This is a genomic window from Cohaesibacter intestini, assembly GCF_003324485.1.
In the GTDB taxonomy this organism is placed as follows: Bacteria; Pseudomonadota; Alphaproteobacteria; order Rhizobiales; family Cohaesibacteraceae; genus Cohaesibacter; species Cohaesibacter intestini.
This window is the reverse complement of the sequence record NZ_QODK01000002.1, coordinates 73295-91796: the sequence shown is the minus strand read 5'-3', so window position 1 is coordinate 91796 and position 18502 is coordinate 73295. Positions and strand designations below refer to the sequence as shown.

Below are 18502 nucleotides of genomic sequence, written 5' to 3'. Positions count from 1 at the left end.
TTTGTGGAGCAGACCCCTGGATCGCGCACGTCTTCTTTATTCCCCCGCCATGCGGTACTTTGCGGCTGTTGCCGAACATGGGGCCATTCGGGCCGCCAGCCGTGAACTGAATGTTGCCTCCTCGGCGGTCAATCGACAAATCCTCTGGCTGGAAGAAAGCCTCGGTGTGCCGCTGTTCGAGCGTGTCGGGCGCCGATTGCAATTGTCGCCTGCGGGAGACATCCTGTTGCGCCATGTAACTCATGTGTTGCGGGATTTTGAGCAGACGACATCAGAGCTTGATGCGCTCAAGGGCTTGAAGCGCGGGATTGTTCGAATTGCCAGCGTGGAGAGCGTGGCAACCGAGTTGCTGTCCGACTTGGCCGCTTCATTCGGCAAGAGCTATCCGGACATCCAGTTGCGGATCACAGTAACCCATTCGGACAAGATCGCCCGTCTGGTAACAGATTCTGATGCCGATATCGGGTTCACCTTTGATCCGCCAGATGATGATCTGTTGGCGGTCAACTATTCCCATCCGTTCGAGATTGGCGCTGTGGCTACGCGTGATCATCCACTGGTCAATCGCAGTGCCTGTGCTTTTGCCGATTGCCTCGATTATCCGATCATCCTGCCATCCAAAGGCCTCTCCTTGCGCACTGCGCTTGATCGCCTGCTGGCTGAGTCGGACAAGGATGCTTCGGTCTTTGCCGAAGTCAGCACCCTGCAAATGATGCGGCGATTGACAGCGCGGGGGCTTGGTATTTGTTTCCAGACGCGTATTGGTCTCAAGGACAATCTGGATCATTCTGACCTGCAGTTCGTGCCCCTGACCGATGAGCAATTGCAGCATAATACCCTGTCGATTGTCACCCATCAGCAACGGCAATTGAAACTGGCGCCAGCGATGTTTTTGGCGCATGCACGGCAATTCTTTGCCGATCTGTTCAATGGCTGACGGGTCGCATCCGGTTTCTGATGCACTCAAATCACTGTTGCAAGCGGATCAGGGGGCTGGTCCGCTTTTTTGCGTCGTAGCTGTTTTATTGCGTCAGTGATGTCGTTTTTTGTGCAATAAGTACAAGTCCCTATTTTCAAAAGGCTTTTATCAGACTGACTCGATTTTCATGAATCTCCTGAAAATCTTTCAGTCTCTTTTGGTTATCACTCAAATAGACATCGATCACGATATGTGCACACTGCTGTTGGTTGCCTGAATAACTCTCTAATTTCTGCTGAAAAACGGCAACAATTTTGCAGGTTCCTATGACTTCCGTATAGATTGTCAGAGGAATGTCACTTAAACATGGACAGGAATTTGGCGGTGATCGGATCGATGCTTTATGTCCGGTTTGCCATGGATCGGGACCCAAAACCGGGCAGTGGATTGCTTCGTCAATCTCTTTGTCTTGGTGGCCATGTCCCCCTCAAGAATTTCATGAAGACAGGCAAACATGACGGCCGTCCCCTTACTTCAAGCCAAGGGTCTTACCAAGGCATTTGGCACATTGTTGGCGAATGATTCCGTTGACCTTCTGGTTCAGCCCGGTGAAATCCACGCTTTGCTGGGTGAAAATGGTGCAGGGAAATCCACGCTGGTAAAGATGCTCTATGGCTCGCTTGAGCCGACAGCGGGAGAGATCTACTGGAAGGGTGAGGCTGTGCGCCTGTCCGATCCGGCCCATGCTCGCAAGCTGGGTATCGGTATGGTTTTCCAGCACTTTTCTCTTTTTGACAGCTTGACCGTGGTTGAGAATATCGCGCTTGCTCTGCCCAAGGGGCAGAAAATGGGAGCGCTTGCCAAGCGGGTTGAACAGGTCAGCATCGAATATGGTCTGCCGCTGAAGCCACACAATCTGGTGGCAGATCTTTCGGTTGGTGAGCGCCAGCGGATCGAGATTGTGCGCTGTCTGTTGCAGAATCCGCAGCTGATCATCATGGATGAGCCGACCTCGGTTTTGACACCGCAGGAAGCGGAGTTGCTGTTTGAAACCCTTGACCGGTTGGCCAAGGAAGGGCGCTCGATCCTTTATATCAGTCATCGGCTAGAGGAAGTGAAGCGGATGTGTGACACAGCTACCATTTTGCGCCATGGCAAGCTGGTGGCCCATTGCACCCCTTCGGAAGAGACGGCCTCATCGTTGGCGACCCTGATGGTCGGGACAAGCGTCAAGCCGGTGCTGCGCGACAAACCGGATCTGACAGATGCGCCGGTACGTCTGCGTCTCGACAATCTGGATCTGCTGCCCGAAGGGCCATTTTCCATCGAGCTGAAACGCATTTGTCTCGAGGTTCGGGGTGGTGAAGTGGTGGCGATTGCCGGTGTCGCGGGCAATGGTCAGTCTGAATTGTTCGATGCCATTTCCGGTGAACGCGACAGCGCAGCCGACGCGGTTTTGATCAATGACGCCGCAGTCGGTCACAAGGGCGTGACGGCGCGGCGCAATCTAGGCGCCGCCTTTGTACCTGAAGAGCGGCTGGGCCACGCCGCAGTTCCCGGTCTATCCCTGTCAGAGAATGTGCTGCTGACCCGTCACGGGTCGGACAAGCCGCTGACACGCAATGGTGTCTTCATCAAGCGAACCAGAGCGGGTAAGATTGGTCACCGTATTTCCGAGACCTTTGATGTTCGCAAGGGCGAACCAGACCCGCATGCGGGCAGCTTGTCCGGTGGCAATTTGCAAAAATTCGTGGTTGGCCGCGAAATCGACCGGGGGCCGAGCGTGCTGGTGGTTTCTCAGCCGACATGGGGTGTTGATGCGGGAGCGGCATCCTTGATCCGACAGTCATTGCTTGATCTGGCGCGAGCAGGGACGGCGGTGCTGGTTATCTCACAGGATCTTGATGAAATCTTTGAAGTGGCCGATCGGATTGCCGTGATCAATGAGGGCACTTTGTCAAACGCCGAACCGGTTGAAACCATGACGCTGGAGCGGATCGGTCTGTTGATGGGTGGCGTCCATGGGGTTGACCCTCATCTGGATGACATTCCTGTCGTTTCAAGTGAAAAGACCTCTGAAGAAGGAGGCTCCCATGCGTCTTGAATTGCAAAAACGGCGCGCCGCATCAAACATGATGTCACTCTTGTCGCCTTTGCTGGCGATCCTGCTGACTTTGGCAACGGGCGCGGTGATGTTCGGTTTGCTGGGCTTTCATCCCGGTCAGGCCCTGTTCGTCTATTTTGTCGAGCCGCTGCTCGATAGCTGGAGCCTGCAGGAGCTGGTGGTCAAGGCGTCGCCTCTGATCCTGATTGGCGTTGGTTTGACCATTTGCTACCGGTCGAACAACTGGAATATTGGTGCAGAAGGCCAGTTTACCATTGGGGCTATTTGCGGGTCGGTTGCGCCGATCCTGCTGCCTGACTGGCAAAGTGTCATGACGTTCCCGGTGATGATGGCGATGGGGGCACTGGGGGGTGGCCTGTTCGGCTATTTGCCGGCTTTGTTGAAAAACCGCTTTGGGGCCAATGAGATTTTGACCAGCCTGATGTTGACCTATGTGGCCCTGCTGGCGCTCGATTATCTGGTGCGTGGTCCATGGAAGGATCCGCAAGGGTTCAACTTCCCCGAAAGCCGTCTGTTCCATGATTTCGCTCTGACACCCAGTGTGTTTGAAGGCGGGCGAATGCATATTGGTGCGGTTTTCGCGGTGATTGCCGCCGGGGTCATCTTCGTGCTGTTTGCCCGCACGCTGAAAGGGTTTGAGATCAAGGTTCTGGGTGCAACGCCGCGGGCTGGCAGCTTTGCCGGCTTCTCGCGCGAGCGTATGACAGTCTTTGCTTTTGTTGTCTCTGGCGCTCTGGCGGGTCTTGCCGGCATTCTCGAGGTGGCTGGACCGATGGGGCAGCTTATTCCGACCATTTCACCGGGCTATGGATTCACGGCGATCATCGTGGCCTTTCTGGGTCGTCTGAACCCGATTGGTGTCATCTTTGCCGGTTTGCTGCTGGCTCTGTCCTATCTGGGCGGGGAGGCCGCGCAGGTTGAGTTGGGCGTATCGGAAAAGACCTCCAAGGCGTTTCAGGGTATTTTGCTGTTTTATGTTCTGGCCTGTGACACGCTCATCCACTATCGCATCAAACTGGTCAGCACAAAGACCGTGAGCAAAGAGGCACACTGATGGAATTTGCAGAAGCATTGCTGATCTCGATCGTTACTGCTTCGACGCCGTTGCTGTTGGCGGCGATTGGCGAGCTCGTGGTCGAACGGTCCGGTGTGCTCAATCTCGGGGTTGAGGGTATGATGATCCTTGGCGCAGTCTGTGCCTTTGCGACCTCGCTAACAACGGGCAATCCTTATCTGGGTATTCTGGCCGGGATGGCGGGCGGCATCGCCATGGCGGCTCTGTTCGGCCTTTTGACGCTGGGGCTGGTGGCCAATCAGGTTGCGACCGGTCTGGCGTTGACGCTGCTTGGGCTTGGCCTGTCAGGGATGCTTGGGGAGCATTTTGTCGGCACGCCGGGCATCAAACTCGAACCGATTGCCATTCCGTTTCTGTCCAGTCTTCCGATCATCGGCAGGGGATTGTTTGCGCAGGATCTTCTCTTCTATATCGCCATCGCTTTGGTGGCAGGTGTCAGTTGGCTGTTGTTCAAGACTCGCTGGGGGTTGATCATCCGGGCGGTTGGTGAAAATCACGGCTCCGCGCATGCTCTTGGCTATAGTGTCATTCGGGTGCGGTTTGGTGCGGTGCTGTTTGGTGGTTTGTGTGCAGGCCTGTCCGGCGCCTATCTGTCGCTGGTCTACACCAATCTGTGGATCGAAAACATGACGGCCGGGCGTGGCTGGATCGCGCTGGCGCTGGTTGTTTTCGCCTCTTGGCTGCCTGTTCGCATTGCGGTTGGTGCCTATTTGTTCGGGGCTGTTTCGATCCTGCAGTTTCATGCACAGGGCTTTGGGGTGGGCATTCCGTCCCAGCTGCTGTCTGCGCTGCCTTATCTGGCGACCATCGCCGCCTTGATACTTATTTCACGCAACCGGAATGTTGCGCGGGTCAATACCCCGTCCTGTCTTGGACAGGCCTTTGTTCCGGATCGATGATTGACTGTCGCAAGGCTGCCGACAGTCCAACAAACAGCATTCCGGATGGTCCTGTTCGGGATGCAGCAATCGCAAGCAAAGGATCCAGTCAATGGATCTGGCAACCATGAGAGGGATGCTTCAAATGAAAAAGCTTTTTGTAGCGGCGGCTGCCGTTGCTCTGGGTCTGGCCGCGGGCGCGGCGCAGGCTGCTGAAAAGGTCAAAATTGGCTTTGTTTATGTTGGTCCGGTGGGTGATATGGGCTGGTCCTACCAGCACGATCAGGGTCGTCTCGCTGTCGAAGCCGCTTTTGGCGACAAAGTCGAGACCACGTATGTTGAGAATGTTTCCGAAGGACCTGACGCCGAGCGTGTGATCGAAAAGCTGGCCCGTTCTGGCAACGACATGATCTTCACGACGTCCTTTGGTTTTATGAACCCTACCATCAAGGTTGCAAAGAAATATCCAAAGGTGAAGTTCGAGCATGCGACCGGTTACAAGCGCTCCAAGAACGTTGCGACCTATGGCTCCCGCTTCTATGAAGGCCGCTACGTGATTGGTCAGATCGCTGCCAAAATGTCCAAATCCGGCACCGTTGGCTATATCGGCTCTTTCCCAATTCCGGAAGTGGTGCGCGGCATCAACTCCTTCCTGCTGGGTGCTCAGTCTGTCAATCCTGACATGAAGGTCAAGGTTGTTTGGGTCAACAGCTGGTTCGATCCGGGCAAGGAAGCTGATGCTGCCAAAGCTCTGATTGATCAGGGCGCTGACATCATCTCCCAGCATACCGACTCTGCGGCACCTTTGCAGGTGGCAGCGGAGCGCAATGTGCTCGGCTTTGGTCAGGCATCCGACATGATCAAGTTCGCTCCAAAGAACCAGCTCACCGCGATCGTTGACAATTGGGCAGACTATTATGTGTCTCGCGTTCAGGCTGCCATGGATGGCACCTGGAAAGCCGAAGACACCTGGGGTGGTTTCGACAAGGAAATGGTTCATATGGCACCATTCACCAACCTGCCAGACGATGTTGTGAAAATGGCTGAAGAAACCACTGCCGCGATCAAAGCAGGCACCCTGCATCCGTTCCACGGCCCGATCTTCAAGCAGGATGGGTCTCAGGCCATTAAAGAAGGCGAAGTACTGGATGATGGCACCCTGCTTGGCATGAACTGGTATGTCAAAGGCGTCGACGACAAACTGCCACAATAAGGCAAGTTTGACGCTGCCCGGTTCGGGCAGGCCATAAACTTAAGAGCCCTCGGAAGGTGATCTTTCCGGGGGCTTTTTGTATGGGGATGGTCGCTTTTTCGTGGGTAAGTAAAGTTATTGATCAAGAATAAGCAAAATCAACAAGAGACAACCGAAAATTGTATTTGTAGGGTTGCAAAATCGCAATTTGGAAAGATGGAAGTTGGATTATGAACGTTTCTGTAATTGGAACCCGCCTTTTGTTTGCCGGAGTGATGGGCTTGTTTCTTGCCTCAACGATGCCGGCAAGCGCGTATTTCGATGCTGGCACCGGGCATAGAGCCACGATGAAGACGTTGAAAATGTTCAAGAAAAAGAACCTCATTCCGACTTCTATGAAATGCGTCAATCCCAAATCGGCAGGCAAATTTCTCAAGCCCGAAGTGACTTTCACGACCGCACCAAACAAGGATCATCGTCTATGGCATGTCTTTGCCTATTTTGGTCAAGCGAACTGGAAGCCAACAGATAAGCGGTTGAAGCTGAAATATTCAGTCAAACTGACTGCACGCAATAGCGGACAAGCCTTCTTTTGCGCGTTGTATCTGGGGCCAAAGGCTGGGCATTGAGCGGATTATTGGACCGCAACAATCGGGCTGCCCAATTATGTTTAAACCCCGGAAATGGTTTTCCGGGGTTTTTGTGCTTATGCCTTATTGGGGTAATTTATTTGGACAATCTGGATATGAGCGGCAAGCTGGGAGCCAGTTGACCCTCTGGCAACAGCCAGATTGGTTCGGCAATCAGCTTCATGTCGTGGATGCCATGGGCCGGAATGTCGAGGCCCATCGAGTGGGCCACAGCGTGGCGACAGCCGGGCTTGGGGTTGAGGCCCGGCTCGATATCCTTGCGGCCTATTTTGAGATGGTGCGCGATGTCCCATTCAAGGCAGATGCCGTTATGGCGGCTAATGACCCAGCAATGCATGTCATTGCAGAGACCAGCCTTTTCTTCGGGGAAGAAATAGCCTGTGACATAGCCCGCTTCAAAGCCAGTGGCGCGCAGGGCGGCAATGAAATAGGTGTTGATGTCGACGCAGGAGCCTTCGGTCACACCGCATCCCAATGCAGGGACCTCGTCATGGCCTTCGTAAAACCGTTCTGGCGGGTGGCCATAGGTGAAGCGCTCTGCGGTGGCGCAGGCAATGGCTTGAATGCGGTCCGTGCCCGTCAGCTCTGGCGCAATGGTGTTTGCTTCTTCACACAGGGCGTCGGCCGCTCGGGTGAAGCGACTGTCGTGGAAACGGAAAATTGCATCGGGATAGGGCTGGGCGCTGTCATCATTCTGATAGGAATAGGTCAGGACAAGCTTTTCTGCTTGCGGGGTGATTTGCTGCAGGCTTTGACCGGTTTGGGTTTCGATGACCGATTGGGCAACACCCCCCTTTACCTGTAGACCAAGGCAGCGCTCGTGCGGGGTGTCAAGGCCGGTTGGGGCCAGCAGAATGCCGCTTTTGTCTCGGCAGTCAATTTCCAGTTTTACGATGCCAGTCATGCGTTCCTCGCGAGATGATTGCCTGCATTTTGGGGGCGTCCGGGATCAGAAACCCCGCCTTGATCATCAAGGCGGGGCGTGACATCAGATGAACAATTGGAAGATGGCGCCCGACAGAATGGCGCCAACAACCCCAAGCCCGAGATAAAGGGCAAAGACTCGGCGTTTGACCAGCGACCAGACCGCCGCCATGGCGGGGATCGAGCTGACGGCTCCGGCAACCATGAATGACATGGCCGCACCAGCACTCATGCCCTGTTCCATCAATCCGGCGAGAAGCGGCGGAGCAACATAGCTATTGAGATATGCCGGGATGCCGACAAAGGCTGCAATGCCAATCGGCAGGATGCCGGACCCGCCAACCAGACCGGCAATGACCGAGGCCGGGACATAGGTGATCAACAGCCCTTCGAGCGTGTAGGCGAGCGCCAGCCACTTGATCAGAAACAGGGCATTGGTTTTCAACTCGCTCCAGAACAGAGCCTGACGTTTGTCTTCCTTCCAGAAGGGCCAAACAGGCTTGCCCGAAAAGGGTGAGGGGCCACAGCCGCAGGACGAGCATCCGACGGAGTTTTTCTTCAGTGGCTCGGTCAGCCAGCCAGCTTTGATCACGAAGGCAATGACGAAGCCGCCGAACAGCCCCAATGCTACAGCGGAGACAGCTTTGCCAACCGCAAATGGCCACCCCAAAGCCGATGCCGTGATCAGAAGGGTCGGTGGGTCAATCAGGGGTGAGGACAACCAGAAGGCCATGACCGCTGACAAAGGCGCTCCCAAGGCCAGCAGACCCGCAATGAAAGGGATTACCTCGCAAGAGCAAAAGGGGGCGAGACCACCGAGCAAGGCGGCCAGAAAGATCATCCGGGTTTCCTTGCCCTTGAAGGCTTCAGCTACCATGGCTTCCGCGCCAGCGGCTTTGAGATAGGCAATCAGAAAGACGGCAAATGCGATGACTGGCAGTGTGCCCAGAAAAGCTTTGACCGCAATTGAGGTGACCGGGACCAGATTGGAAAAATCCAGAATTGCAACGCAAACCGGGGCCAGAATGACAATGGTCCATGGCGATAGCAACCCATTGAGCTGGGAGCGCCAGGTGGGGGAGAGACCTTGGGTGACTTCCGTCATAGGGAACCTCGTGACATGATCTGATGGAATGAAAGATTTGAACGCTGATCAGGGGCTCTCGTCGGCGCAGCATTCGTCGAGAATGTAGGTGGACAGTAGCTTCAGATGATCGAAGTTGGCCCTGTTGACGATCGATCTGCCCTGTTTTTCCTGCAGGATGACCTCGGCGGCTGCGAGGCACTTCAGGTGATGGGCCAGAGTTGAGGGGGCGATGCCGGTTCGCTCCTGAATGGTGCCGACGCTCAAACCTTCAGAGCCTGCACGCACCAGACAGCGCAACACCACCAGTCTCGCTTCCGAACCGATTGCAGCAAAGCCAAGGGCGGCCTGTTCCTGTTTCAACGTTTGCACCTCATCGTAAAATAATTCGAATAAACTAGTTTTATAGATATATTGAAAGGAATGTCAATCTCCTATCTGCGGATCGTGTCAGAAGAGGTCAAAGTGGTGTCAACTATATGAGTTGCCTATAATTTGATCACTATTTAAGGTAGAAAGTTGGGTATATTCTTGTGAAATACGCGCATAGGTAGTGCCTTGGTACAAGTGTAGGGCTTGATTGTGTCCCAGATTTTCTGCATGATGAAGGTGCTGGTTTTCGATGACTTGTTATTATTGGCAGTGTCCTTAGGGTCTAGTATATGTGGGGGACTCGCTTCATTGGATGCTGCAAATGAGGTCCTTCCTTGTGATGGGCCTCATTTTTTTGCATCTACGTGGTTTGGGAGGGAGATTGATTTCCCTTTTTGTATCGGTCGCTAAACCGACGATAGAGTGAAATCACTTAGTTGCGGCCCCTGATATGAGGCATTGCTGATGCGCACCTTCCTTTGTTTTTTGTTTCTTTCCAGTTTTTCCTTTCATGCTATGGCTGGCGATTATGTTTCTTCTGAAGCCCATGCCTATCGCATGTCCTGCAACAAGGATGGATATGTGCTGACATCCAGCTATCCGGTTTTTCGTTTTATCGAGGGTGGCGCGATGTCGCGTGTCGAGACACTGAACCCGGAGAAGATCTATTTGGGCCGGAGCTGTGATGCGTCGCACAAGGTGCTGGGGCAGGGGGAATGGTGTTGGGCCAATGGCGGCTTTCGCGCAACCTTTGATGGGCATGTGATCGGGTTTCCGCGCCAGGAGATCTATTGTTCCTCTGACAGTGCAGAGTTGACGCCGTGTGGCTGCTAAAAGCCCCCCAAGATCCAAACGAAAAACCCGGCCTCGATGAGACCGGGTTTGTCGCAATGGAGCGATTGTTGGTCTGCTTAGATCATCATGCCGCGCAGCGTGTAGAAGAAAAAGGCTGCAAGGCAGGCAGATACCGGAACTGTAATCACCCAGGCCGATGCAATCTTCAAAAGAGACGAACGTTTGACCAGTTGACGCTTTAGGGCCTTTTTCAGCTTTTTTTGCTGGGCTGCGGTGATGGCCGCTTCCGGACCCATTTCTTTCAACGCACTGAGCATCAGGCGTTTGTCGTCCAGCGGGGCATTTTTGAATTCCATCAGCACCTCTTCCACATGGTCGATGTCCGGGTCGCCCTGATGCTTGGCCAGCACGGTTTCGACCACCCGGCCCATGCGCTGGTCGAGGAACTCACGCAGGAACCCAACGCCGAAAACAGCCCCTAATGCCACATGGGTGGAGCTGATTGGCATGCCGAGCTGGCTGGCTATGATCACAGTTACGGCCGCCGCAAGCGCGATACAAAAAGCGCGCGAGCGATCGAGCTCGGTAATCTCGCTGCCGACGGTGCGGATCAATTTCGGCCCGAACAGCGCCAGCCCGACGGAAATGCCAATCGCGCCAATGACCATGACCCACATGGGTATGCTCACCTTGGCGGAACCGGTGCCTGAACTGAGTACTTCGACGACACCTGCCAGCGGGCCCACGGCGTTGGCGACATCATTTGCACCATGAGCGAAGCTGAGAAGCGCTGCCGCAAAGATGAGCGGCACGGTGAAGAGGCTGTTGACGCTGTTCCTGTCTGGAGCCAGGTCTTTTGTTGCCCGGGCGACCATCGGCTTGACGATCAGATAGCAGAGCACCGCGACCGCTGCACCAGCCATAAGCGCCGTGCTGAAATCAATCTTGATGAGCTTTTTGATGCCCTTCAAAGCAAGATAGGTGGTGAAGGCCCAAGCCATGATGGAAATCATGATCGGGACAATTCGCCGTGCGGCTGCCACCGGGTTGGGTTGGAAGAAGACCAGTCTCTTGAGCATGTAAAGGGTCAGAGCCGCAACGATGCCGCCCATGATAGGGGAAATCACCCAACTGGCGGCGATTTTTGACATTGAGCCCCAGTTGACGACTTCCCAACCGGCCGCCGCAATGCCTGCGCCCATCACGCCACCAACGATCGAGTGGGTGGTTGAAACCGGTGCGCCGAGCCAGGTTGCCGCATTGAGCCAGATGGCCGCACCCATCAGGGCTCCCATCATTGCCCAGACAAAGACATCCTTGTTGCTCAGATCTGCCGGGTTAATGATGCCTTTCTTGACGGTGTTGACCACTTCGCCCCCGGCGATGATGGCGCCGCCTGCTTCAAAGATGGCGGCAATGCCGATTGCCATCGTCATGGTCATCGCGAAGGAACCAACAGCGGGGCCAACATTGTTGGCGACGTCGTTGGCTCCGATATTCATGGCCATGTAGGCTCCGATCACCGAGGCTGCAATCAACAAGAAGGATTGTTCCACATGGGCAAACTGATTGCCTGAATAGATCATCACTGCCACAATGAAAATGACTGCAGTGCCTATCCGTCCCACTTCGGTTCGACTGAGATCGGTCGCATTCTCAATTTTCACATAGTCACGAATCTTCATAGTCCCTCCAGGACATGTCATTCTTCGGCGGGTCGGTCTCCAGCTGCATGTCTTGGTTGGCAGCGTTGGAACTCAGGACAAAGTAAAACTCCAATGCTCGAAATCGAGCGGTCTCGCGAAGCGCTTTATCAAAGCGGACACGAAAATCATCGAAATTTCTCGACATATCGACAGTTTCTTGAGGGTTTGGCGCACTGATTGCTCTTTTGCTGTTCCCAAGCGGGGGGATTTGTTGATACAAGCGACCTACAATTTTTGGTCGCCCGGGTCCCAAATATGGTTTCGATAGGAAACTTATGGTCGCGCGGTTCAAAATGTCTCTCTGCCAAACCCTGTGGGTTGTGATGAAACGCCTCTCTTCTCTCGCGCTGTCCGTTTTTTTGTTTTCAACGCCCGCTCTGTCTTGTCTGGATGACGTCAGAGGAGAGCTGGATGGCAGCGGAAAGGTTTTTGCCGAGACCGTTGAAGCGCTGGACAACAAGACGTTCCGGGAAAGCTATTGCGCCTTGTCTGCAGCAGATCAGACTGTTGCTCTGCGTCTGTTCGACAGTGCCTTCCGCAACCATGAGGGCAATGACCGGGCAACCTTGGCTCGGTTGTCGATCATGATCCCGGATATTCGGGAGAATGTCGCCTTCGTTGCTCAAAATGGCGAAATCCGCGAAGTGGACGACGAGTGGGAAAGCATTGGCATCATGCGTCTGATTGAGCATATGCAGGTTCGCTTTCCATCAACAAAGTCCGTGCTGAGTGATGCTTATGTCCGTGAGACAGAGGCCCTGTTCGATGCGGCCTTCGAGGCTGTTGCGGCCAAAGAGGAACAGTCGGACAATGAAATCACACAATCTCGCCAGACGATTGCCGACTATGAGCGCAAGATTAAGGACTTGATGGATCGCATTCAGTCCTTGCGCGATGTGCGGCACAAATACCGATCGATGCGACAAGAGCTGGAACTACAGATCCGCTGATCCTTTCGCAAGTTTCTGCGGTCTTCCGCATTAGTGCGTATTTCTTGATCCCCTCAGAATTTTAGACATTATTGCCTGCTGCGGCTGTGCTGTTGCACCGCATTCTGTCTCGCCTGTCTGCTAACATGAACAAATCATTGCACAAATGCCCCAGCTAGTGGGAAGCGCATTAGGTTTATTTTGACATTTCGATTCTAATTTTAATCGAATTACTGATTAAGGCGTCCAAAATTCAAGCATATTGCAGGCGAGGGTTGAGCATGTTCAACATCACGGGACTATCATGGAAGAGACTGGCTGGCATGGTGATGCTCCATGTGTTGCTGAACTCCCTTGGTATTCTGGTCGCGCTTTCTTTGATCGAGGGGGCAATTGCTGGACCACTCGCAGTTGCCGTGGTGTTTGCCATCAACGGGATCAGTGCATTCACTCTGATGAGCGTGATCAAACGGCGATACCGAAAGCACAATGCAATCTTGACCCGCATCTTTGACGCCATGCCTGACGTCGTCCTTGCCAAAGATTATGATGGCAATTTTGTTTTCTGCAATGAAACGGTCGCCTCACTTTATGGGGCTAAGCCTGAAGACATGGTTGGGAAAGATGACTTCCACTTTACCGGCAACCGGGAACAGGCGGACTTCTTTCTTGAAAATGTTCAGGCCGTGATGAACAGGAATCAGATTGAGCAGGTTTATGAGGATTCCACCGATACGGAAACCGGTGAGGCTCGCCACTTTCAGTCGCTCAAGATTCCGTTTCGTGACATCAATGGCGATCCTAAAATTTTCGTACTGGCCAAGGATATCACCGATATCACCAAACTGAAGGTGGAGGCGGATCGCAACAAGAAACGGTTGCAGCAGGTTCTGGATGTGTCTCAGGAAGGCTTGTGGGAGTGGAATGCAAAAACCAATCAGGTGCTGCATAATCACCAGTGGGAACTGATTACAGGGGTTCAGGGGAGTGACTGTTCCTTTGCAGAGTTCGAAAGCTGTATTCTGGTTGAAGACCGATCAAAAGTGCGTCAGGCGCTGCAGATGCTGGTCGAGCGCAATTTGCCATATTCCATCGAATTCAGGATGAAACGACCGGATGGGAAGATCATCTGGGTTTGGGATCGTGGCAAGGTGGCGGAGTTTGATGAAGCTGGGCAACCGCTTTGGCTGGTGGGTATTGTTCAGGACATCACTGAAGAGAAGCTTAATCAGGAAAAGATTACGCATCTGGCCTATTATGATCAGTTGACAGGTCTGGCAAACCGCACCCATCTGGAAGAAGAAGTGAAGGTCGCTATCGAGGACAGTCGGCGAAGAGATGCCTATAACGCGCTTTTGTTCATGGATCTGGATCGCTTCAAGCTTCTCAACGATTCCCACGGGCATGACATGGGCGACCGGCTTTTGCAGGAAGTAGCCAAGCGGCTGACCAACTGCGTCGGGGCTGGAGACACCATCGCCCGGTTCGGCGGCGACGAGTTTGTGGTTTTGCTCACCGGTATTGATGCAACGAGCGAAGGGGAAGCAGCCCTTTTGGCGGAAGGCACCGCGCAGGCTATTCTCAATAGCTTCGAAATGCCATTCCAGCTGGGTGAAGTGGAATATTCCTGCTCGTCCAGTGTTGGTATCGCGATCTTCTCGACCGATGACATGTCGCTTGATGAATTGCTCAAACAGGCTGACATGGCGATGTATGATGCCAAGGGGGCCGGACGCAATGCCATTCGTTTCTTTGACCCTGAGATGCAGACGGCAGCGTATAGCCGTGCCGTGCTGGAAGCAGATCTGAAGCGTGACCTGAATGCGGGAAAACTGGAGCTCTACTATCAGCCTCAGATCAACAGTGGCGGCCAAATTGTCGGTGTTGAAGCCTTGTTGCGTTGGCCCCATGACGATCTGGGCATGGTGCCGCCAGCAGAATTTATTCCTATTGCGGAAAGCTCCGGTCTGATCCTGAGCCTTGGTGACTGGATCCTGAAAACGGCCTGTTTGCAATTGTCCGAGTGGGCGAAAGACCCGATCCTGTCGAAGCTGGTTCTCTCGATCAATGTCAGCCCTGTGCAGCTGCATGCCAAGGGGTTCGTCCGGTCGGTCATCTCCGCGCTGGAAGAAAGCGGCGCTCCGGCCGACAAGCTGAAGATCGAAATCACCGAGAGCATGCTTGTGCGCAATATGGACGAGTGCATTTGCAAGATGCTGAATCTCAAAAAGTACGGGGTTCTGTTCTCGCTGGATGATTTTGGTACGGGCTATTCGTCTCTATTCTATTTGAAGGAAATGCCGCTCGATCAACTCAAGATCGATCAGAGCTTCGTGCGCGACATCCTGATTGATCCCAACGATGCCGCGATTGCCGAGATGATTGTTGCCCTTGGCAAAACCCTTGGTCTGAGTGTGATCGCCGAAGGTGTCGAAACGGAAGCACAAAGAGTGCGTTTGCAGCAACTGGGCTGTCATGCCTATCAGGGATACTTGTTTGCCCGACCGATGCCATTGAAGGACTTTGCCTTGTTCACCCGGAGTTTCAATCGTGGAGCTGGTCAACAAGCCTTGCTTGATGATGCCGTGGCATTCGTCGCCTAAGCCTGATGGCCTGATTGGTGAGCCTTTCAGCGCGGCGCGTGTCTTGTGTGATTTGCTTGGGTGATGTGACTTGGTTTGCGCTTTTCATCCATGGCCAAAATGAGTAGGCTTTCCCGCATGCGTCTCGCACGTGCGGGGTGATGGTTTGCTCTCTTGGATCATTGGCGATCGGTATGGAAAAGTCTCTTGCAAGCAACCGGCGCCGTTGGCCTCGGTTGCCTATTTCGGTGATGCTAGGTGTCAGCGTCGGCGCACTGCTGATCATCACAACGATGATCATTATCTTTTACATGGGTTCGCATGCGCGTCAGTTGCTCGGTCAGCAGATCGCTTTGGAAACCAAGCAGCGGGTGACGCGCCTGTCGGACGCCGTCAATGGGCATCTTGATGACGTCGAGCGCCTTGCCCAGATGATTCATCTGGGGCTGTCTCCACTTGATGAGGTCAAGGCTCGCGAGACGCTGATTGTCTCTGCGCTATCGGCGCGTACTGCTCCCATGCGTATCACGCTTTCGGATCTTTCCGCGATGCGCACCGCCAAGGGTGCCATTGAGTTGGCCAGCGCCGGAGATCCTTCTGTTGAAGCGGTTGCCAAGGGCTGGTCCAAGGTGCCGGAGGATGGGGCTCTGCTCTTTCACCTGCCAGCGGACTCCAACAAGGCCAATGCGGTGTCCATCACCATTTTCCCCGCAGCTTTGTCCAAGACAATTGCCGACGTAAGTGACTTGAAGCGGGAGCGATCCTATCTGCTGGCCGACAAGACCAGCCTGATGGCTCATTCCAGCTGGACCACGGATGCGCCGCCCAGCTCATTGCCATTGGCCAAAGCAGGCGATCGTGACCTGCGTAACATCTGGCTCCATTCGAAGGATTATCGGGATTTGCCGATTGAGAATGCCCATATTGATCGGGGAGCCAGAGGAAAGCGGGTCTTTACCTGGACAGACATTGCCCGGCCAAACATCACCTTGATGGTCGGATTGCATGCGGAAGCCAAGATATTTGGCGCAGTCTTTTCCGAAAACCGGACAATGGTTTATGCATCATTGGGCATTGTTGCGCTGTCTCTGGCTATTGGCGTTTTCATCAGCATCATGATTGGACGACCGATTGAAAGGTTGGCAATAACAGCGCGAAAAATGGAGAATCTTTCGCTCGAGGAGATGCCGGAGCTCAATGAGTCGATGATGAAGGAACTGGATGAGGCCAACAGTGCGATCCTGTCTGCTTTCCGGGCGCTGGGTGCCTTTTCCAAATTTGTACCGCGCGATGTGGTGCGGCAGGTGATGGATGGCACGGCGATCGGGGCTGACCGGACCGAGCTACGCAACATGACGATCATGTTCACCGACCTTGCCGGGTTCACTACATTGGCGACACAAAAATCTCCGCAGGAAACGGCGACGCTGCTGAATGATCACTTCGAGATGGTGACAACCATCGTTGATCAGGCTGGGGGAACGGTCGACAAGTTTCTTGGCGATGGTGTGATGGCCTTCTGGGGGGCACCCGTGCAACAGCCTGACCATGCGGAGCGGGCGCTGGCTGCGGCCCGAGACATTTTGACGGCCTTCGAAGCACGCGCGGATGAAAGCATGCGGTTGCGGATCGGGATTTGCACGGGGGATGTGCTGGTCGGGATCAGCGGCTCCAAGGTTCGGATGAATTATACGGTGATTGGCGACACGGTGAATGTTGCTGCGCGGTTGCAGGAGCTTGGCAAGGAAGTGGCAGCCGATGCCCGCACTGTGGCTCTGGCTGGTGGCTCCACCGTCGATGCGGTTGCTGAATGTACTGGGTGGTCAGTTGTCGGCCAGAAGACCTTGCGGGGGCGGCAACAACCGATTGATGTCTATCGATTCGATAATTGAGCAGGCTTTTCCTGCTGCCAAAAACGATGCGCCACCAACCTGTTGGTGGCGCATCTTTGTCTTGTCGTGACCTGTTGGAGGCTAGTTGTGCAACAGGGTGCGGTTTGGCTTGGCCCGTTTCACAAAGAGGGGACTGATCAAGCGGCGCCATGCGAGGGCAAGACCGGTCCAGACCAGGAAAAGTGATGCCACCGAGGCGAGGCCTGCCAAGGTTTGGCCAATGATGCCATAGACTTCGCCGGAATGCAGGAAGCGGATATAGCGTTTGAGTGTCTGGGTTGGTGTGGCCAATTGATCCGGTCCCTGTTCCTTGATCACGTCTCCGGTTTCGCGGCTATAGGTGATCTGTTGTTGCAAAGCGACCTGTTTGCCATTGCCCCGGTCGATCAGCACATCGACACTTTTTGCCTTCTCATTGCCCGGCACGATGATGGACAGGCTGTTCCAGTCGTCACGTACGAGGCGCGCTTTCTCATAGATGGCCTGAAAGGAAACCAGCTCTTCGACAGGTTTGTTCGACACGCCGCTGCTTGAGGACTTGGCCCACATGCCACCACCTTTGCCTCGACCCATCGGGACATCAAGGCCTGCGGTCTCGAACACCAGTTTGTTGGCCCAGCCATAGGAAATGATCACCCCTGTGCCAACCACTGCGATGAGCGGGATCAGCATCCAGAAGGCAAAGACGTGATGCCAGTTAAAGTCACGGGCTTTGGCGGTCGGCATCTTTGTGAACAGGATGCGCTGTTTCAGAAAATACCCTTTCCACCTTTTGGGCATCCAGAGATAGATGCCTGACAGGATCAGGAACAGAAATGCCAGATTGGCGGCTTTGGCAATGTCAGCTCCGACGCTGTTGCGCCCGCCGGCCAGACTGCGGTGCAGGTCTTCAACAAACTCAAAGAAACCTTCGCTCGGATTCGTTTCTGTTGCAATGAATTGACCGGTATAGGGATCAAGCAGCTTGTAATCGTGCCGCCCCGCCTTCACGGCAACCGGCTTTGTGGAATCCTTGTAGATGTCAAGCGTGGTCGTGCGGCCCGAAAAGACAGGGCGGGCAATGGCCACCAGTTCATCGGTGGACAGCATTTCGGCCTTGTCGACGCTCGGGGCCACCGATGGCTCATAGGCGGCCTTGATCTGGGCTTCATAAGTGAGCAATGCGCCGGTCAGGGCTAGCACGAACACAACGATGCCTGTTGCGATGCCGACACCCAGATGGGTCCAGAACAGAATACGGCGGAAAAGGGATTGGTTGGGTTTCTTGGTCAACATAGCTGAACTCCGGTCCAAGAGTTTCATGGATATTTGACCAAGATACTAGTCCCGCTGCGTCGCACAACTGTGTCAAAAAATAGCAGATGTGTCGTGGACTGTAA

General features: G+C 54.2%; 15 protein-coding genes. 10 read left to right on the top strand and 5 right to left on the bottom strand.

Going from position 1 to position 18502, the window contains the following annotated elements; translation table 11 throughout:
* Position 1: 1 nt before the first annotated feature.
* The 6 genes from DSD30_RS05980 (at position 2) to DSD30_RS05955 (ending at position 6818) form a co-directional block, all read left to right on the top strand.
* The gene (locus tag DSD30_RS05980) at positions 2-937 is read left to right on the top strand and encodes a LysR family transcriptional regulator (protein WP_198662853.1); all 936 of its coding nucleotides are present in this window, start codon (positions 2-4) and stop codon (positions 935-937) included.
* A gap of 496 nt (positions 938-1433) precedes the next feature.
* The gene (locus tag DSD30_RS05975) at positions 1434-3023 is read left to right on the top strand and encodes an ABC transporter ATP-binding protein (protein WP_114008736.1); all 1590 of its coding nucleotides are present in this window, start codon (positions 1434-1436) and stop codon (positions 3021-3023) included.
* Positions 3013-4098, top strand: a complete 1086-nt coding sequence (locus DSD30_RS05970; protein ID WP_114008735.1) for an ABC transporter permease — start codon at positions 3013-3015, stop codon at positions 4096-4098. Before DSD30_RS05975 ends, DSD30_RS05970 begins: the two co-directional genes overlap by 11 nt.
* Positions 4098-5018, top strand: a complete 921-nt coding sequence (locus DSD30_RS05965; protein WP_114008734.1) for an ABC transporter permease — start codon at positions 4098-4100, stop codon at positions 5016-5018. Before DSD30_RS05970 ends, DSD30_RS05965 begins: the two co-directional genes overlap by 1 nt.
* A 124-nt stretch (positions 5019-5142) precedes the next feature.
* Positions 5143-6210: a BMP family ABC transporter substrate-binding protein gene (locus DSD30_RS05960; RefSeq protein ID WP_114009617.1), complete on the top strand. Its 1068-nt coding sequence runs from the start codon at positions 5143-5145 to the stop codon at positions 6208-6210.
* A gap of 239 nt (positions 6211-6449) precedes the next feature.
* Positions 6450-6818, top strand: a complete 369-nt coding sequence (locus DSD30_RS05955; protein ID WP_157967582.1) for a hypothetical protein — start codon at positions 6450-6452, stop codon at positions 6816-6818.
* 97 nt (positions 6819-6915) lie between these two features.
* Here DSD30_RS05955 and DSD30_RS05950 read toward each other — a convergent pair whose 3' ends face one another.
* The 3 genes from DSD30_RS05950 to DSD30_RS05940 all read right to left on the bottom strand — a co-directional run bounded on the left by DSD30_RS05950 (position 6916) and on the right by DSD30_RS05940 (position 9210).
* A complete protein-coding gene (locus DSD30_RS05950; protein WP_114008732.1) occupies positions 6916-7743 on the bottom strand; it encodes a transglutaminase-like domain-containing protein in 828 nt (275 codons plus the stop codon).
* An 84-nt stretch (positions 7744-7827) separates the two neighbouring features.
* Positions 7828-8868, bottom strand: coding sequence for a permease (locus DSD30_RS05945; RefSeq protein WP_114008731.1), 1041 nt, complete (start codon positions 8866-8868; stop codon positions 7828-7830).
* 48 nt (positions 8869-8916) lie between these two features.
* A complete protein-coding gene (locus tag DSD30_RS05940) occupies positions 8917-9210 on the bottom strand; it encodes an ArsR/SmtB family transcription factor (RefSeq protein ID WP_114008730.1) in 294 nt (97 codons plus the stop codon).
* A gap of 474 nt (positions 9211-9684) precedes the next feature.
* Between DSD30_RS05940 and DSD30_RS05935 the strand changes: the two genes are divergently transcribed.
* On the top strand, positions 9685-10053 hold the full coding sequence (locus DSD30_RS05935) for a hypothetical protein (RefSeq protein ID WP_114008729.1): 369 nt from the start codon (positions 9685-9687) through the stop codon (positions 10051-10053).
* Positions 10054-10130: 77 nt separating this feature from the next.
* Here DSD30_RS05935 and DSD30_RS05930 read toward each other — a convergent pair whose 3' ends face one another.
* The gene (locus DSD30_RS05930; RefSeq protein ID WP_114008728.1) at positions 10131-11699 is read right to left on the bottom strand and encodes an inorganic phosphate transporter; all 1569 of its coding nucleotides are present in this window, start codon (positions 11697-11699) and stop codon (positions 10131-10133) included.
* A gap of 344 nt (positions 11700-12043) precedes the next feature.
* Between DSD30_RS05930 and DSD30_RS05920 the strand changes: the two genes are divergently transcribed.
* From DSD30_RS05920 to DSD30_RS05910, 3 genes are all read left to right on the top strand, one after another.
* A complete protein-coding gene (locus tag DSD30_RS05920; protein WP_157967581.1) occupies positions 12044-12670 on the top strand; it encodes a hypothetical protein in 627 nt (208 codons plus the stop codon).
* Positions 12671-12930: 260 nt separating this feature from the next.
* A complete protein-coding gene (locus tag DSD30_RS05915; RefSeq protein ID WP_114008725.1) occupies positions 12931-15252 on the top strand; it encodes a sensor domain-containing protein in 2322 nt (773 codons plus the stop codon).
* 173 nt (positions 15253-15425) lie between these two features.
* Positions 15426-17123: an adenylate/guanylate cyclase domain-containing protein gene (locus tag DSD30_RS05910; protein WP_157967580.1), complete on the top strand. Its 1698-nt coding sequence runs from the start codon at positions 15426-15428 to the stop codon at positions 17121-17123.
* A gap of 81 nt (positions 17124-17204) precedes the next feature.
* Here the strand turns inward: DSD30_RS05910 and DSD30_RS05905 are convergent, their stop codons facing one another.
* Positions 17205-18398: a PepSY-associated TM helix domain-containing protein gene (locus tag DSD30_RS05905; protein ID WP_157967579.1), complete on the bottom strand. Its 1194-nt coding sequence runs from the start codon at positions 18396-18398 to the stop codon at positions 17205-17207.
* Between the last annotated feature and the right edge of the window lie 104 nt (positions 18399-18502).